16 protein-coding genes and 1 other RNA gene are annotated in these 14,750 nt (G+C 71.3%); 5 read left to right on the top strand and 12 right to left on the bottom strand.

The features are described 5' to 3' along the window. Nucleotides 1-36: 36 nt before the first annotated feature. From ruvB to ruvC, 3 genes are all read right to left on the bottom strand, one after another. A complete protein-coding gene (gene ruvB / locus KHC19_RS19220) occupies nucleotides 37-1,077 on the bottom strand; it encodes a Holliday junction branch migration DNA helicase RuvB (protein WP_213354449.1) in 1,041 nt (346 codons plus the stop codon). Nucleotides 1,078-1,165: 88 nt separating this feature from the next. Then, a complete protein-coding gene (ruvA, locus tag KHC19_RS19215) occupies nucleotides 1,166-1,783 on the bottom strand; it encodes a Holliday junction branch migration protein RuvA (RefSeq protein WP_213354447.1) in 618 nt (205 codons plus the stop codon). Then, a complete protein-coding gene (gene ruvC, locus KHC19_RS19210) occupies nucleotides 1,780-2,319 on the bottom strand; it encodes a crossover junction endodeoxyribonuclease RuvC (RefSeq protein WP_213354439.1) in 540 nt (179 codons plus the stop codon). The genes ruvA and ruvC overlap by 4 nt, the downstream gene beginning before the upstream one ends. A gap of 137 nt (nucleotides 2,320-2,456) precedes the next feature. Between ruvC and KHC19_RS19205 the strand changes: the two genes are divergently transcribed. Then, nucleotides 2,457-2,810 (top strand): COG4315 family predicted lipoprotein, encoded by a 354-nt coding sequence (locus KHC19_RS19205; RefSeq protein ID WP_213354438.1) that lies wholly within the window; start codon nucleotides 2,457-2,459, stop codon nucleotides 2,808-2,810. Nucleotides 2,811-2,876: 66 nt separating this feature from the next. Here the strand turns inward: KHC19_RS19205 and KHC19_RS19200 are convergent, their stop codons facing one another. Beyond that, a complete protein-coding gene (locus tag KHC19_RS19200; protein ID WP_213354436.1) occupies nucleotides 2,877-3,821 on the bottom strand; it encodes a DMT family transporter in 945 nt (314 codons plus the stop codon). A gap of 259 nt (nucleotides 3,822-4,080) precedes the next feature. On the opposite strand from KHC19_RS19200, the gene KHC19_RS19195 reads away from it, so the two are divergent. Continuing rightward, nucleotides 4,081-4,827, top strand: coding sequence for a sulfite exporter TauE/SafE family protein (locus KHC19_RS19195; protein WP_213354434.1), 747 nt, complete (start codon nucleotides 4,081-4,083; stop codon nucleotides 4,825-4,827). A 505-nt stretch (nucleotides 4,828-5,332) separates the two neighbouring features. On the opposite strand, the gene KHC19_RS19190 is transcribed toward KHC19_RS19195, so the two are convergent. The 6 genes from KHC19_RS19190 to KHC19_RS19165 form a co-directional block, all read right to left on the bottom strand. Next, the gene (locus tag KHC19_RS19190) at nucleotides 5,333-6,079 is read right to left on the bottom strand and encodes a YebC/PmpR family DNA-binding transcriptional regulator (protein WP_213354432.1); all 747 of its coding nucleotides are present in this window, start codon (nucleotides 6,077-6,079) and stop codon (nucleotides 5,333-5,335) included. Between the two features lie 117 nt (nucleotides 6,080-6,196). Beyond that, nucleotides 6,197-7,216 (bottom strand): alpha/beta hydrolase family protein, encoded by a 1,020-nt coding sequence (locus KHC19_RS19185; protein ID WP_213354431.1) that lies wholly within the window; start codon nucleotides 7,214-7,216, stop codon nucleotides 6,197-6,199. A 52-nt stretch (nucleotides 7,217-7,268) separates the two neighbouring features. Continuing rightward, the gene (locus tag KHC19_RS19180; protein WP_213354429.1) at nucleotides 7,269-8,084 is read right to left on the bottom strand and encodes a TIGR00282 family metallophosphoesterase; all 816 of its coding nucleotides are present in this window, start codon (nucleotides 8,082-8,084) and stop codon (nucleotides 7,269-7,271) included. Nucleotides 8,085-8,086: 2 nt separating this feature from the next. Next, the gene (locus KHC19_RS19175) at nucleotides 8,087-8,692 is read right to left on the bottom strand and encodes a 5-formyltetrahydrofolate cyclo-ligase (RefSeq protein ID WP_213354427.1); all 606 of its coding nucleotides are present in this window, start codon (nucleotides 8,690-8,692) and stop codon (nucleotides 8,087-8,089) included. A gap of 9 nt (nucleotides 8,693-8,701) precedes the next feature. Continuing rightward, a non-coding RNA gene (ssrS, locus tag KHC19_RS19170) (6S RNA) lies at nucleotides 8,702-8,857 on the bottom strand. 768 nt (nucleotides 8,858-9,625) lie between these two features. Beyond that, nucleotides 9,626-10,624: an NAD(P)H-quinone oxidoreductase gene (locus KHC19_RS19165; RefSeq protein ID WP_213354425.1), complete on the bottom strand. Its 999-nt coding sequence runs from the start codon at nucleotides 10,622-10,624 to the stop codon at nucleotides 9,626-9,628. 161 nt (nucleotides 10,625-10,785) lie between these two features. On the opposite strand from KHC19_RS19165, the gene KHC19_RS19160 reads away from it, so the two are divergent. Then, nucleotides 10,786-10,986 (top strand): DUF1192 domain-containing protein, encoded by a 201-nt coding sequence (locus KHC19_RS19160; protein WP_213354423.1) that lies wholly within the window; start codon nucleotides 10,786-10,788, stop codon nucleotides 10,984-10,986. 328 nt (nucleotides 10,987-11,314) lie between these two features. After that, a complete protein-coding gene (locus KHC19_RS19155) occupies nucleotides 11,315-11,926 on the top strand; it encodes a DUF1465 family protein (RefSeq protein ID WP_246549176.1) in 612 nt (203 codons plus the stop codon). A gap of 158 nt (nucleotides 11,927-12,084) precedes the next feature. Here the strand turns inward: KHC19_RS19155 and rpmE are convergent, their stop codons facing one another. Further along, a complete protein-coding gene (gene rpmE, locus KHC19_RS19150) occupies nucleotides 12,085-12,309 on the bottom strand; it encodes a 50S ribosomal protein L31 (RefSeq protein WP_213354421.1) in 225 nt (74 codons plus the stop codon). A 102-nt stretch (nucleotides 12,310-12,411) separates the two neighbouring features. Here rpmE and KHC19_RS19145 point away from each other — a divergent pair, with 102 nt between their 5' ends. Next, complete coding sequence (locus KHC19_RS19145; RefSeq protein ID WP_378297054.1) at nucleotides 12,412-14,244, top strand: ABC transporter transmembrane domain-containing protein; 1,833 nt, start codon at nucleotides 12,412-12,414, stop codon at nucleotides 14,242-14,244. 4 nt (nucleotides 14,245-14,248) lie between these two features. On the opposite strand, the gene KHC19_RS19140 is transcribed toward KHC19_RS19145, so the two are convergent. Then, the gene (locus tag KHC19_RS19140; protein ID WP_213354417.1) at nucleotides 14,249-14,749 is read right to left on the bottom strand and encodes a GNAT family N-acetyltransferase; all 501 of its coding nucleotides are present in this window, start codon (nucleotides 14,747-14,749) and stop codon (nucleotides 14,249-14,251) included. Nucleotide 14,750 lies beyond the last annotated feature (1 nt).

Here is a 14,750-nt window from a genome sequence, read left to right as displayed (position 1 = left end):
ATGTGAATTACATTAGCAACGTGGCGGCGTCACGACCTATTCACCCTCGCCCTCGTCGAAGAGGGGCATTTGGGTGACGGAGGTGGGCACCGCGAGGCCCAGATGCTTGAAGGCATGGGCGGTCAGCACCCGCCCGCGCGGGGTGCGCTGCACGAAGCCCTGCTGCACCAGATAGGGCTCGATGATCTCCTCGATGGCGTCGCGCGGCTCGGAAAGCGCTGCCGCGATGGTCTCGACACCGACCGGCCCTCCGCCATAATTCATAGCGATCACAGTGAGATAGCGCCGATCCATCTGGTCGAGGCCGAGGGCGTCGACCTCCAGATGGCCGAGCGCGTGGTCGGCCGCGGCGCGGTCGATGATCTCCTTGCCGGCCACCAGCGCGAAGTCCCGCACCCGGCGCAGCAGCCGCCCGGCGATGCGCGGCGTGCCGCGCGCACGGCGGGCGATCTCGCGGGCGCCGTCCTTCGAGATCGGGATGCCGAGCACCCGCGCACCGCGTGAAACCACGAGTTCGAGCTCGTCGATCGTGTAGAAATTCAGGCGGATGGGGATACCGAAGCGATCCCGCAAAGGTGTCGTGAGAAGACCCGAGCGGGTTGTCGCCCCGACCAGCGTGAACTTGGACAGCGAAATCTTTACCGAACGGGCCGCCGGCCCCTCGCCGATGATGAGATCGAGCTCGTAGTCTTCCATCGCCGGATAGAGGATTTCCTCCACCGCCGGGTTGAGCCGGTGAATCTCGTCGATGAACAGGACGTCGCGTTCCTCGAGATTGGTGAGCAGCGCCGCGAGGTCGCCGGCCTTGGCGATGACCGGGCCGGAAGTCGAGCGGAAACCGACGCCCAGTTCGCGCGCAACTATCTGAGCCAGCGTGGTTTTTCCCAATCCCGGCGGGCCGACGAACAGGACGTGGTCGAGCGCCTCGCCGCGCGCCTTGGCGGCCTTGATGAAGATATCGAGATTGGCGCGCGCCTGCTCCTGCCCCACGAACTCCGCCAGCATCTGCGGGCGCAGCGTGGCTTCCGCGAGGTCTTCCTCGCGCTTGTCGGGGGCCACCAGCCGCTTCGCGCTCATCGGAAACCTCGCATCCGGGCGGTACGATGAGGCGTATGATCAGGCCGAATGGCCGCCCCGGATGTACGGTGAGTGCAGCGAGGGAGCTTCATCGGGCGAGTTCCTTCAGCCCGAGCCGGATCAGCCGGGCGGTATCGGCCCCCTCCCCCGCCTCGCGGACCGCCGCCGCCACCGCGGCGCTCGCCTGGACCTGCGCGTAGCCGAGGTTCACCAGCGCCGAGACGGCATCCGCCACCGGCGCCGGGGCGGAGCGGGATTCCACCTGCCCGGCGAGGCTGGCGACCGCGGGGTCGACATCGGCGAAGCCGGGGGCCTTGTCCTTCAATTCGGCGACGATGCGGGCGGCGACCTTCGGGCCCACCCCGTTGGCCCGCGCCACCATCGCCCTATCGCCGAGCGCCACCGCATTGGCGAGCTCGGAAGGCGAGAGTACCGAGAGCACGTTGAGCGCCACCTTGGCGCCGACCCCCTGCACGTTCTGCAACAGCAGGAACCACGCCTTCTCCGCCGGCGACTGGAAACCGTAGAGGCGGATCATGTCCTCGCGCACGAAGGTCTCGATGAACAAGGTCGCCGCCTCGCCGGGCGACGGCAGCGCCTGCAGCGTGCGGCCCGAGCAGTGGACGAGATAGCCAACGCCCTGCACGTCGAGGATGACGTGATCGTCTTCGCAGGAATCCACCAGACCCTTGAGCTTGCCGATCATCGCGCCGCCACCCTGGCCCCTACCCGCTTCTCGAACGACGCGCGCAACGCCGCCGCGCCCCTATGCTGGGCATGGGTGACGGCGACGGCAAGCGCGTCCGCGGCGTCGTCGGTCTCGAAATCCGCCTGCGGCAGCAGCACCTTCATCATCATGCGGATCTGCGCCTTCTCCGCCCGCCCGGCGCCCACCACCGTCTTCTTGACCAAGAGCGCGGCATATTCGGCCACCGGCACGCCGGCAAGCGCCGGGGTCAGCAGCACCACGCCGCGCGCCTGGCCGAGCTTGAGCGTCGAGGCGGGGTTCACGTTCACGAAGGTCTCTTCCACCGCCGCCTCGTCGGGCGTGAAGGCGGCGAGGACGGCGACGAGCTCGCGATGCAGCACGGCGAGCCGCTCGGCGAGCGTGCCCTCCTCCGGCGGCAGCACGGTGCCGCAGGCGACGAAGGAAAGCCGCGTGCCGGCGGCCTCGATCACCCCCCAGCCGGTGCGGCGGAGGCCGGGGTCGAGGCCGAGAATGCGAATCGGAGCAGGCGCCATGCCTCAGGAAGTACCCGAACAAACGACGAACGGCCAGTCTCCGGGACGAGAGAAAGCCCGTGATTTCGCCACAGGCGGGGCGCATGGTTAACGCGGGATGAAGGGGCACCGCAGACCCCAGTCACCGGAGGAACGCCATGAACACCCGTCTCGCCCGCCTTACCGGCCCCGCGGCCGGCCTCTTGCTGCTCGCCGGTCCGGCGCTCGCCGCCGGCATGCTCACCGGCACCGGCGGCAAGACCCTGTATGTCTTCGACAAGGACACCGGCGGCATGTCCGCCTGCTACGATGCCTGCGCCGCCAACTGGCCGCCCTATCTCGGCAAGCAGGGCGACGCCATGAAGGCGGGCTGGACGCTGGTGCCGCGCAAGGACGGCGCCCTGCAATGGGCCTATGACGGCAAGCCGCTCTATTATTTCGTCGGCGACAAGAAAGCAGGCGACAAGACGGGCGACGGCAAGAACGGCGTCTGGCACGTCGTGAACGACTAGGCTCCGCCTCGCCGCCCATGGCCGGCCCGGCCGGCCATGGGGAGCACGGAGCGGGGAACCCGGATGTCAGGCCCGGCGCGAGGGTGCCAGCGCGCCGCTGGCCAGCACCACGCCGGTGCCGGTGGCGAGGATGCCGATGACCGCCGCCGTGTCGGGATGCTCGCCCAGCAGCGGCACCGCGAGCCCGGCCGCCAGCGCCGGGACGAGGCCGGTGAAGGCCGCCGCGCGCGAGGAGCCGAGCTTCTCGATCGCCATGCCGAAGGCCACCAGCGCCACCACGCCCGAGCCGACGCCCTGAACCAGCACCAGCTGCAGCACCTCGGCCCCGTGGCCGGCCTGTATCGCCGCGACCGCTCCCGGGAGGCCGACCGGGGTGAGGATGATCGCCGACCAGAGCCCGATCAGCCCCACAAGCTCCTTCGCGTCCATGCCGGTGCGGCGGAAGGCCAGCGTGTAGCCGGCCCACAGCGCGGCGCCGGTGAGCAGGAGCAGATGGCCGCGCCAGGCCCCATCAGCCGAATTGAGCAGCCCGCGCCCGCCCAGCGTGACGACGCCGAGCGCGATGCAGACGAAGCCGGCCGCCCGCATCCAGCCCAGCCGCTCCTTCAGCGCCAGCACCGAGATCACCGCCACGATCAGCGGCATGGTGCCCGGCAGCAGCGGCCCGACATCGGCCGCCGGCACGAAGCGCATGGCGTTGGCCACCACCAGGAAGAAGATGGCGCCCGACCCCATGAAGCAGAACAGGAACGGCACCACCCGCCCGCGCGGCCACAGCCCGATCTTCAGCCACCACGGCGCCAGCACCACCGCCGGCACCACGAAGCGCAGCCAGCCGACCGCCGACGGCGTCAGATGCCCGGCCACGGCATGGCGGGTGGACACGATCCAGCCGCCCCAGATGGCGACGGCGAACAAGGCGAGAGCGGCCCCGACCAGCCGGTCGGCACGCTCGGAAGCGGCGCGGGCGGCGTCAGCCTCCGCCGACGCGCAGCTTTCAGAAAGGCTCATGACAAGATCCCGAGTGGTCGCGCCGCGATCCGATCCGGCGCGCTCCTGTTTTCGGGGGTCAATGTGGGGGCGCGGGCCGTCATCGACAAATGAGTTTTGCCGATAGGGTGCTTCACCAAATGTGATAGAAGCTGCGAAACGACAAGAAACGGCGATTGACCCGCGCCATGGCCGCGGCTAGCAAGGCAGCAACGCGCCACGGGCGTCGTTTCGCGCTCGCCGGCGCCTCCTGCGCGGCAAGCCCCCCATCGGTGCGCTCATGTCCTTCGACGCCGCCCTCCTGTGGGCCATCGCCACCGCCCTGATCGCCGGCGCCACGCGCGGCTTTTCCGGCTTCGGTGGCGCGCTGATCTTCATGCCGCTGGTCGGCGCCGTCTTCAGCCCGAAGCTGGCGGCCCCCACCTTGCTGGTCATCGACACCGTGCTGACCCTGCCGATGGTGCTGCAGGCGATGCGCGCCTGCATCTGGCGGCAGGTGGCGCCGCTCGGGCTCGGCGCGGTGGCGGCGGTGCCGCTCGGCGTCTGGCTGCTGGAGGAGATCGACCCGGTGGTGCTGCGCTGGGCCATCGCGACGCTGGCGGTGGCGCTGCTGATGCTGCTCATCCTCGGTCGCGGCTGGCAGGCGCCGCACTCGCTCGCCGCCAAGCTCGGCATCGGCGCGCTGTCGGGGATGCTGGGCGGCGCGGCGCAGCTGTCGGGGCCGCCGGTGGTGGTGTACTGGCTCGGCACCGGGCAGAACGCGGCGCTGGTGCGGGCGAACCTGTTCGCCTTCTTCGCGCTTACCACCCTCGCCTCCGGCACCGCCTATGTCAGCCGCGGCCTCGTCACCGCCGAGGTGCTGAAGCTGTCGCTGGTGCTCGGCCCCACCTATGCGCTGGGGCTCGTGGCCGGCGCGCGCGGCTTCCGGCTGGCGAACGACCGGCAGTTCCGGCTGATCGCCTATTGGGTGATCGCGCTCTCGGCGGTGGCGAGCGTGCCGCTGCTCGACCCGCTGCTGCGGCCATAGGAACGGGCACGCCGCCCGCTTCCTCCCCGTGGGAAGAGGGGTCTTCCCGGCTTCCCGACCGCCAGGCCCCCTCACCGACCCGCTGCGCGGGCCACCTCTCCCCAACGGGGAGAGGGAAAGAAGCGGAACCCGGCCGTCATTTCGGAAGCCACAAGGCCAATCCGAACACCCGCCCTCCCCGTGCAACCGGCTCACTCTCCGCCGAGGCCGGATGTTTCCGGCGGCGGCTCTTCGGAGCCAAACTCGGTAACAGCCGAGTTCGGGCGGAGAGGAGTGGGGTGAAGGGTCTTCCCGGCTTCCCGACCGCTAGAGCCCCTTGCCGACCCGCTGCGCGGGCCACCTCTCCCCAATGGGGAGAGGGAAAGGAAGGTGGTGCCATCTGGCGGCGGGATAAGCGCCGAGGCGTCTAGCGGGGCGCCAGCGAGGATGAGCGCTTATGCGCTCGGCAATATCCTCGTGAAGATGAGCGCTTATGCGCTCAGGGAGGCCCCGTGAAGATGAGCGCTTATGCGCTCATCTTGGCGATCATCGCCTCGGAGATCTCGAAATTGGCGTAGACGTTCTGCACGTCGTCATTGTCGTTGAGGTTGTCGACGAGACGGATCAGCTTCTCCGCCACCTCGTCGTCCACCGCCACCGTGTTCTGCGGCCGCCAGACCAGGCCGGACTTGCGCGGCTCGCCGAACTTGGCTTCCAGCGCGCGGGCCACCTCGTGCAGGTTCTCGATCGAGCACACCACCTCGTGGCCGTCCTCGGAGGAGGAGACGTCGTCGGCGCCGGCCTCGATGGCGGCTTCCATCATCGCGTCCTCCGACGCCTTCGCCGCATCGAACTCGATGACGCCGACGCGGTCGAACATGAAGGACACCGCACCCGTCTCCGCCAGCGAGCCGCCGGACTTGGTGAAGTAGGAGCGCACTTCCGAGGCGGTGCGGTTGCGGTTGTCGGTCAGCGCCTCGACGATGACCGCGACGCCGCCGGGGCCGTAGCCCTCGTAGCGGATCTCGTCATAGTTCTCGGCATCGCCGCCGGCCGCCTTCTTGATGGCGCGGTCGATATTGTCCTTCGGCATGTTTTCCGCGCGGGCCGCGAGGATGGCGGCGCGCAGGCGCGGATTCATGTTGGGGTCGGGCAGGCCGAGCTTGGCGGCGACGGTGATTTCACGCGCCAGCTTGGAGAACAGCTTGGAGCGCACCGCGTCCTGCTTGCCCTTGCGGTGCATGATGTTCTTGAACTGCGAATGCCCGGCCATGGCCGCCTCCACCTCGCGCGGAGCCGCCCGGAGCCGCCCCTGCGTCAGAAATTCCCGAAAAACGTGTGGCCGGCTTATAGGCGAGAGCATGGGCGCGCGTAAAGCCGGTGCCGGCCCTCACGGCGCCGACGCCACCGCCGCGCCGATCAATCGCGCCATCCCCGCCTGCAACTCGGCGCGCGAGAGCCCCGCCCCCTCGCGGCAGATGGCGTCGTCCTCGCCCTCCTCCACCAGCAGCGCCGCGCCGCGCGGCGTGCAGCGGCCGAAGGCGGCGAAGGGCGTGGCGCCGGCAATGCCGACGCGGCGCAGCGCCGGTATCCCCGCCAGCGCGTCCTCCGGCACGTCCGCGAGCGCGGCCCCCGTCGCCGGGCCGAGCCGGACCAGGGTGACGGGCACCGCGATCTCCTTCAGGCTCGCCGGCGCCAGGCTGCCAGTGAGCTCGGGATCGACGGCGATGACCGCGGCGATGCGCGGGTCCCGGGCGGGGTCTCCCACCCGGTCGTCGATGGCGGCGTGGAGATCGAGGCCCTGGGCGGCGAACCAGCTGCAATCCGGCCCGGCCGCCGGCGGATCGCAGGAGCGGCGATAGGCCTGCGCGTCGAGCCGGGCGCCAGCCAGGGCCAGGGCCGAGGTGCCGCCGAGGAAGAAGCCGACCGCCACCACCCGGCCGGAGGCGCGATGCGCCGCGACGTCGGGGTCGGTCTCCACCGCATCGAGCGCCGCGCGCAGATCCGCCGGCCGCAGCCGCGCCTCGTCGAGGGCGCCCGGCCCCGGCCGGGCGGCGGGCGAGCGCGGCATCACCACGATGGCGCCCTGCGCGGCAAGGCCGGCGGCGATCCATCCGGCGAGATCGGGATTGGAGCGCAGGCCGCCATGGGCGAGCAGCACCACCGGGAACCGCCCCTCGGCGGCGGGGGCGTTGCGCAAGGCCGCCACCCCTTCGAAGACCGGCGTCGCGCCCTGCCGCACCGGCTCGCCGCCGGCCCCGGCCGGGTACCACAGATCGACCGCCACCGTGGCGCCGCGCTCGCCCACCGCCGCCGCGAGCCGGCGCAGGCCGACCTCCCGGTCGGCGGCGCGGGCGCCGGGCAGGAGGCCGAGGATCAGGACGGTGGCGAGGACAAGACGGGAAAGCACGATCATCTCCGTGTCTGCCGGATCGTGGTCGCGGCAGGTTCGGGCACGCAGCCTACCAGAAGGCGGGCGCCACCGGCTCCAGCAGGCCGCCGATGCGCACCGGCGCGACCTTCACCGCCCGGCCCTCGGCATCGGTCTCGACGGCGAGGCCCGACAGCGTGCCGGGCCCGGTGGCCGGCTCGAAGCGCGAGGAGCCGATCTTGCGGGTGAAGCGGCGCAGCGGCTCCTCCTTGTCCATGCCGATCACCCCGTCATAGGCGCCGCACATGCCGACATCGGTCATGTAGGCGGTGCCGCCCGGCAGGATGCGGTGATCGGCGGTCGGCACATGGGTGTGGGTGCCGATGACGAGGCTGGCCCGCCCGTCGCACCAATGGCCGAAGGCCTGCTTCTCGCTGGTGGTCTCGGCGTGGAAATCGACGATGGCGGCGTCGCAGACGAGGCCGAGCGGGGCGGCCTCGAGCTCGCGGTCGATGGCGAGAAAAGGATCGTCCATCGGGTCCATGAAGGCGCGGCCCATGACGTTGACGACCAGCACGCGGGCACCGGAGGCGGTCTCCACGAGGGCGGCGCCGCGCCCCGGCGTGCCGGCGGGATAGTTGATCGGCCGGATGAGGCGCGGGGCACGCTCGATGAAGACCAGCGCCTCGCGCTGGTCGAAGGCATGGTTGCCGAGCGTGACGGCATCCGCCCCGGCGGCGAGGAACTCCTCATAGATGCTCTCGGTGATGCCGAAGCCGCCGGCGGCGTTCTCGCCGTTCACCACCACGCAGTCGAGCGACCACGCCTTGCGCAGGCGGGGAAGCTCGTCGAGCACGACCTGACGCCCGACGCGGCCCACCACGTCGCCGAGAAAGAGAATGCGCAAGCCTAGTCCTCCGCCGTCACCGTGATGATGCCGGCGTCGGTGACGACGGCGTCGAGCCGCTCATCATGCGGCTCGGCGGGAAGGCAGGGAAGCTCCTGCACCGCGAAGGCGTAGCCCAGCGCCTCGATGCGCTTGGCCCGCCGCAGAGCCGCCAGCGTGCGGTCGTAATAGCCGCCGCCATAGCCGAGCCGGTGGCCGCTGGGGTCATAGGCGGCGAGCGGCACCACCAGCACGTCGGGTATCACCAGCGGCGCGCTCTCCGGCGGCACGGGAATGGTCAGCCGGCCGGGACCGGCGCCGTCGACGAGCGGCACCCCGGCCTGCCACAGCCGGAACAGCAGCGGCGACTTCATGTCGACCACCACCGGCAGGGCCAGCCTCGCGCCGGCGGCGCGCAGGCCGGCCGCCAGCGGGCCGGTATCGATCTCAGAGCCGATCGGCGCGAACAGCGCCACCACCTCGCCCTGGACGTCGCCGAGCCACGACAGCGCATGCGCCGCCGCCCGGGCGGACGCCGCGGCATGCAGGCGCGGTTCCAGGCTCGCCCGTCGGGCGAGCGCGGCAGCGCGCAGGGTAGGTTTATCGGGAAGTGTCGAAGCAGCGGTCATGATGATCAGCGCGGAGCCGCGATGGCCGTTGGAAATCGATCCCGGGAACCTACAACGTAGGTGGGCGCCGTGTGTCCAGACCCAGGGGTCTGGTCAGGGACAGCTCCCTTTGAGATCGATAAGGCCCCGGGGAATATGTTCTCCTGACGAACCTCGCAGCCCCGCATGACAAATCTAGGACGGCACGGCGGGGATTTAAAGAGGGGTCGAGGGGTTATCCCGCTCGCGTCATGCGGGCCGGGGACGAAGCCGGGCCGGAAGAGCGCCCGATGCCGGCGGATGGCTCTTTTCTTTTCCTCCCAGGAAGACCCCTCACCCCACCCCTCTCCCCGACGGGGAGAGGGAGCCGGTCGCTCGGGCGGGATACCCGGAAAGCGCCCGGAGTGGCATGCGCAGCGGGTCGGAGAGGGGGACGACATCGGGAAGCGTAGAAGACCCTTCACCCCGGTCCTCTCCGTCAAAACCGAATGCCTTCGGTTTCGACCACCCGGGGCCCGAACTCCGCAACAGCCGGGTTCGGGCGGGGAGAGGAAGGCTCTGTTCTCTCCGCCGGGGTCCCGGTGCGCCATGGTGGAACCGCTGACGGCGGCTCTTTTCCCTTCCTCTCCCCGTTGGGGAGAGGTGGCCGGCGCAGCGGGTCGGTGAGGGGCTCTGGCGATCGGGAAGCCAGGAAGGCCCCTCACCCCACCCCTCTCCCCGACGGGGAGAGGGAGCCGGTCGCTCGGGCGGGATACCCAGAAAGCGCCCGGAGTGGCACGCGCAGCGGGTCGGAGAGGTGGCAAGCTTGCGCTGCCTCGGAGCCCATCGCTCCTCTCCCCGTCCGAACTTGGCTGTGGCCGAGCGGGGTTCCGACCGAAAGCATTCGGCTTCGGGGGAGAGGGAGCCGGGCGCTCGGGCGGGACATGCCCCGGGAAACACCCGGCGTGCCGCTCCTCACACCTCCAGCATGATCTTGCCGATGTGCAGGCTGGTCTCCATGCGGGTATGGGCGGCGCTGGCCTTCTCCAGCGGGAAGGTCTGGTCCAGCACCGGCTTCACCTTGCCGGCCTCGATCAGCGGCCACACCCTGGCGCGCAGCGAGGCGGCGAGAGCGGCCTTCTCGGCGTTCGGCCGCGAGCGCAGCGTCGAGCCCATATGCGACAGCCGCTTCAGCATCAGCCGCATGAAGTCGATCTGCACCTTCGAGCCCTCCATGAAGGCGATCTGCACGATGCGCCCGAGCGGCGCCGCCGCCTCGTAATTGCGGGCGATGTAGGAGCCGCCGACCATGTCGAGGATGACGTTGACGCCCCGGCCGCCGGTCTTCTCCTTGATGACCGCGACGAAGTCCTCGGTCTTGTAGTCGATGGCGACGTCGGCCCCGAGATCGAGGCACACCTTGCACTTCTCGGCGCTGCCGGCGGTGGCGAAGACGGTGGCACCATGGGCCTTGGCGAGCTGGATCGCCGTGGTGCCGATGCCCGAAGTGCCGCCATGGACGAGGAAGTTCTCGCCCGCCTTCAGCCCGGCGAGATCGAACACATTGGTCCAGACGGTGAAGAAGGTCTCCGGCAGCGCCGCCGCCTCGGTCATGGAGAGGCCGGCGGGAACGGGAAGCGCCGCATCCGCCTGCGCCAGGCAATATTGCGCATAGCCGCCGCCGGACACCAGGGCGCACACCTTGTCGCCGAGGCGCCAGCTCGTCACGCCCGCGCCGAGTGCCACCACCTCGCCGGCGATCTCCAGGCCGGGAATGTCGGAGGCGCCGGGCGGCGGCGGATACAGGCCCTTGCGCTGCATGACGTCGGGACGGTTCACGCCGGCGGCGGCCACGCGGACCAGGATCTCGCCGACGCCGGGCGCCGGAACCGGCCGGGTCTCCGGCACCAGGGCTTCGGGGCCGCCGGGGGTCGGCAGGCCGATGGCGGTCATGGTGGCGGGCAGGTCGCTCACGGAGATATCCTCGCAGTTCAGGGCCGGACGGAACGAGGTTCCGGCGGGCGGACAACCGGTCGAGCGGTCTGGTTAAGTCATGGCGCCCGCACTGGCAACCGAGCCCGTCGCGCAATAGATAGCCCAGGATGGCCCTGCCATCGCCAGCGAGGAGACCCGACATGATCGAGGACGATCCCTTCAGCCTCCGCCCGGCAACGCCGCCCGCCGCCCACGAAGTCGGCACCGATCTCTCCACCCTGTCGGAGGCGGAGATCGAGGAGCGCATCGCGCTGCTGGAAGCCGAGATCGTGCGGCTGCGCGCCTCGCTCGACGGCAAGCGCTCCTCGCGGGCGGCGGCGGACGCGTTCTTCAAGCGGTAAGGAGGCCCGGCCGGTGCCCCGCCGGCCGCCGGCCATCGGTTAACGCCGCGTTAAGCTTTCCGAAGCATTATCGGGGACAGTCCAGCTCCTGGACGCGAGTGGCACCTGTCACTCTGTTTGACGCCTCCCTGTCTTCACCTATCGAGCCGCCCGCGGGCGGCTCTTTTTTGGACCTGCATCCCCATGGTGGGTTGCGGGGACATCGCCGCCGTCCGCCGCACGCGACTGGACAGCCGGCCCGGCACGCGCGACATCATCACCCGGGATCACGGGCAGGGCGGGCGAATCGGGCGCGGCGGAACGGCCGCGCCGGCGTGGAGTGACGGACATGGCGAAGCGGACGCCGGGCAGGCCGGGTTTCGGCGGACGGGGCGGCGAAGGACCGGCGGACGGCGGCATGCCGGCCGACGCGCCCTCTCCCGAGGCCCGCGCCGGCTTCCCCCTGCCCGCCGCCGACCCGCGACTGGTGAACCTCGCCGAGCGGCGGGTCGCCTCCCCCGCCTTCGCGGCGCTGTTCGCCGAGGGCATCGCGCTGATCGAGGCCACCGCCGATTATCTCGACGGCCCCGGCCGCGCCGCCTGCGCCGCGCTGGAGCGCCGCGCCCAGGCCACCTATGCCGAGGAAAGCCGGCGGCTGTCGACGCGGCTGATGAACCTCACCTCCTGGCTGCTGCTGCAGAAGGCGGTGGGCGACGGCGACATGAGCGCCGAGACCGCGCGCCGCGAGGCCGGCAAGGTCGATCTCGGGACGGACGCGACGGCGGCGCCGGACCCGCGGCTGCCGCCGCCGCTGGCGACGCTCATCGCGGAGAGCCACGACCTCGAGCGGCGGGTGCGGCAGCTCGACGCGGCCCTGCGGGCCCGCGCGCCCGGCGAGGGCCCGGCCAATGCCGTGGCCGGCCAGATCGGCCGGCTGCGTTCCGCCTTCGAACGCTCCTGAGGCGCGCGCCTCTCACGGCTCGGTCCCCGCCCGGCCTCGCCGCGGCCCGCCGAACCGCAGCCAATTGTCTAAAGCCATGACCGCAAAACAAAACCCCCGTGCGCGGCACGGGGGTTTCGGGTATTCGTCGTCGCGAGGCGCGACGGTTTCCGGGCCGATCAGGGCTTGAGGAAACCGGCGAACTTCTTCTGGAACTTCGACACGCGGCCGCCGCGATCGAGCAGCTGCTGCGAGCCGCCGGTCCAGGCGGGGTGGACCTTGGGGTCGATGTCGAGCTGGAGGGTGTCCCCCTCCTTGCCCCAGGTCGTACGGGTCGTGTACTCGGTGCCGTCCGTCATCACCACCTTGACGAAGTGGTAGTCGGGATGGATGTCGCTCTTCATGGGTTGCATCCTCGCCGCCGCGGGGCCGGCCCCTTGAGGGAGCCACGCGGCGATCTTCAAAAACGATCCTGCCGGAAATCCGTGCGGGTCTATAACCGAGACCTGAGCGTGACACAAGTCGAGCCGACGACCGCTGACACCGCCCGCCGCCGGCGCCGCGCCGACCTGTCGCCGCTGAAGGCGCTGTGGCCGCATGTGCGCCGCTACAAGGGCCGGGCCTGCGCCGCCCTCGCCGCCCTCGCCGTCGCCACGGTGGCGACGCTGGTGGTGCCGGTCGCGGTACGGCGGATGATCGACTTCGGCTTCGACGCCGACCATGCCGGCTTCATCCGGCAGTATTTCCTCGTCATGATCGGCGTGGTGGCGGTGCTCGCCGCCGCCTCGGCCATGCGCTACTACTTGGTGATGACGCTCGGCGAGCGCATCGTCGCCGATCTGCGCGCCGCGGTGTTCGCGCATCTGCTGAAGCTCGACGGCGCCTTCTACGACGGCGCCCGCGCCGGCGAGATCGTCTCGCGGCTGACCGCCGACACCACCCAGATCAAATCGGCGGTCGGCGCCTCCGCCTCCGTCGCCCTGCGCAACATCCTGCTGTTCATCGGCGCGGCGGCGATGATGGTGTTCACCAGCCCCTGGCTGTCGGTGATCCTGCTGGTCGCCATCCCGGTGATCGTGGTGGTGCTGCTCGGCTCCGGGCGCGGGGTGCGCAAGCGCTCGCGCGAGGCGCAGGACACGCTCGCCGGCGCCTCCGCCTATGCCGCCGAGGCGGTCGGCGCCATGCGCACCCTGCAGGCCAACACCGCCGAGGACGCGGCGAAGGGCCGTTTCGACGGCGCGGTCGAGCACGCCTTCGATGCGGCGCGCGACGCCATCCGCGCCCGCGCGCTGCTCACCTGCGTCGCCATCTTCCTCATCTTCGCCTCGGTGGTCGGCATCCTCTGGGCCGGCGCCAACGCCGTGCTGGCCGGCACCATGAGCGCCGGCACGCTCGGCCAGTTCGTGCTCTATGCGGTATTGGCGGCCAGCGGGCTCGGCCAGCTCGGCGAGGTGTGGGGCGAGATCTCCCAGGCCGCCGGCGCCACCGAGCGCATCGCCGAGCTGCTGGCGGAGACGCCCGAGGTCGCCCCGCCCGCCACCCCGCTCGCCCTGCCGCTGCCGCCGACCGGCGCGGTGCGCTTCGCCGATGTCGGCTTCGCCTATCCGACGCGGCCGGACATACCGGCGCTCGCGGGCATCTCCTTCTCGGTGCGGCCCGGCGAGCGGGTCGCCATCGTCGGCCCCTCCGGCGGCGGCAAGAGCACGCTGTTCCAGCTGCTGCTGCGCTACTACGATCCCTCGCAGGGCCATATCGAGATCGACGGCGTCGACATCGCCGCGGCGGACCCGCGGGAGGTGCGCGCCCGCCTCGCGCTGGTGCCGCAGGACGTCGCCATCTTCGCCGCCTCGATCCGCGACAATATCCGCCTCGGCCGCCCGGAGGCCACCGACGCCGAGGTGGAGGAAGCCGGGCGCCTCGCGCGCGCCGACGAATTCATCGAGCGCCTGCCGGAGCGCTGGGACACGCCGGTCGGCGAGCGCGGCGTGACGCTGTCCGGCGGCCAGCGCCAGCGCATCGCCATCGCCCGCGCCATCCTGCGGCAGGCGCCGATCCTGCTGCTCGACGAGGCCACCTCGGCGCTCGACGCCGAGAGCGAGACGCTGGTGCAGCAGGCGCTCGACCGCTCCATGCAGGGGCGCACCACGCTGGTGATCGCCCACCGGCTCGCCACCGTGCTGTCGGCCGACCGCATCCTCGTCATGGAGCAGGGGCGGATCGTCGAGGAGGGCCGCCATGCCGAGCTGGTGGCCAAGGGCGGGCTCTATGCCCGCCTGGCGGCGCTGCAATTCGGCGAAGGCGCGCCGACGGCGCGGGTGGCGGAAGCCTCGCCGATCTGAGCCGTCAGCCGCCGGGAGAGGTGGCGCGCCGCTCCATCCGCAGCGTCGGGCGGCCGGACGTCGGGTTGGTGCCGCGCGCGATCGTCACGAAGCCCAGCGTCGCGTAGAAGCGGACCGCCCGCTCGTTCTCCTCGTTGACGTCCAGCGTCAGGCCGGCGGGCGAGATCGCGGCGGCCGCCTCGATCAGCGCCCGCGCAATGCCGCGCCCCCAATGGTCGGGATGCACCACCAGCTGGTCGACATAGCCGGTGGCCGGCTCCACCGTGACGAAGCCCAGCGCCCGCCCCTGCCCGTCCACCGCGGTTTCCACCCGCGCGCCGGCCTCCACCAGCCGGCCGACGCGCTGGCACAGCCAGCCGCGCCGCGCCTCGAAGTCGATCTCCGGCATCGCTTCCTGCCAGCTCTCGACCCAGAGGTCGGCGAGCGCCGGCATCTGCTCCCAGCCGAAGGCACGCAGCGCCGGCGCGCCGGGGGTGGGCGTCCCGATCCCCGCCCCCTGGCCCATC

Origin of the sequence: Ancylobacter oerskovii (genome assembly GCF_018390555.1) — a bacterium.
GTDB lineage: Bacteria > Pseudomonadota > Alphaproteobacteria > Rhizobiales > Xanthobacteraceae > Ancylobacter > Ancylobacter oerskovii.
Note: the sequence above shows the minus strand (reverse complement) of the source record. Positions and strands in the feature narration are given on the sequence as shown.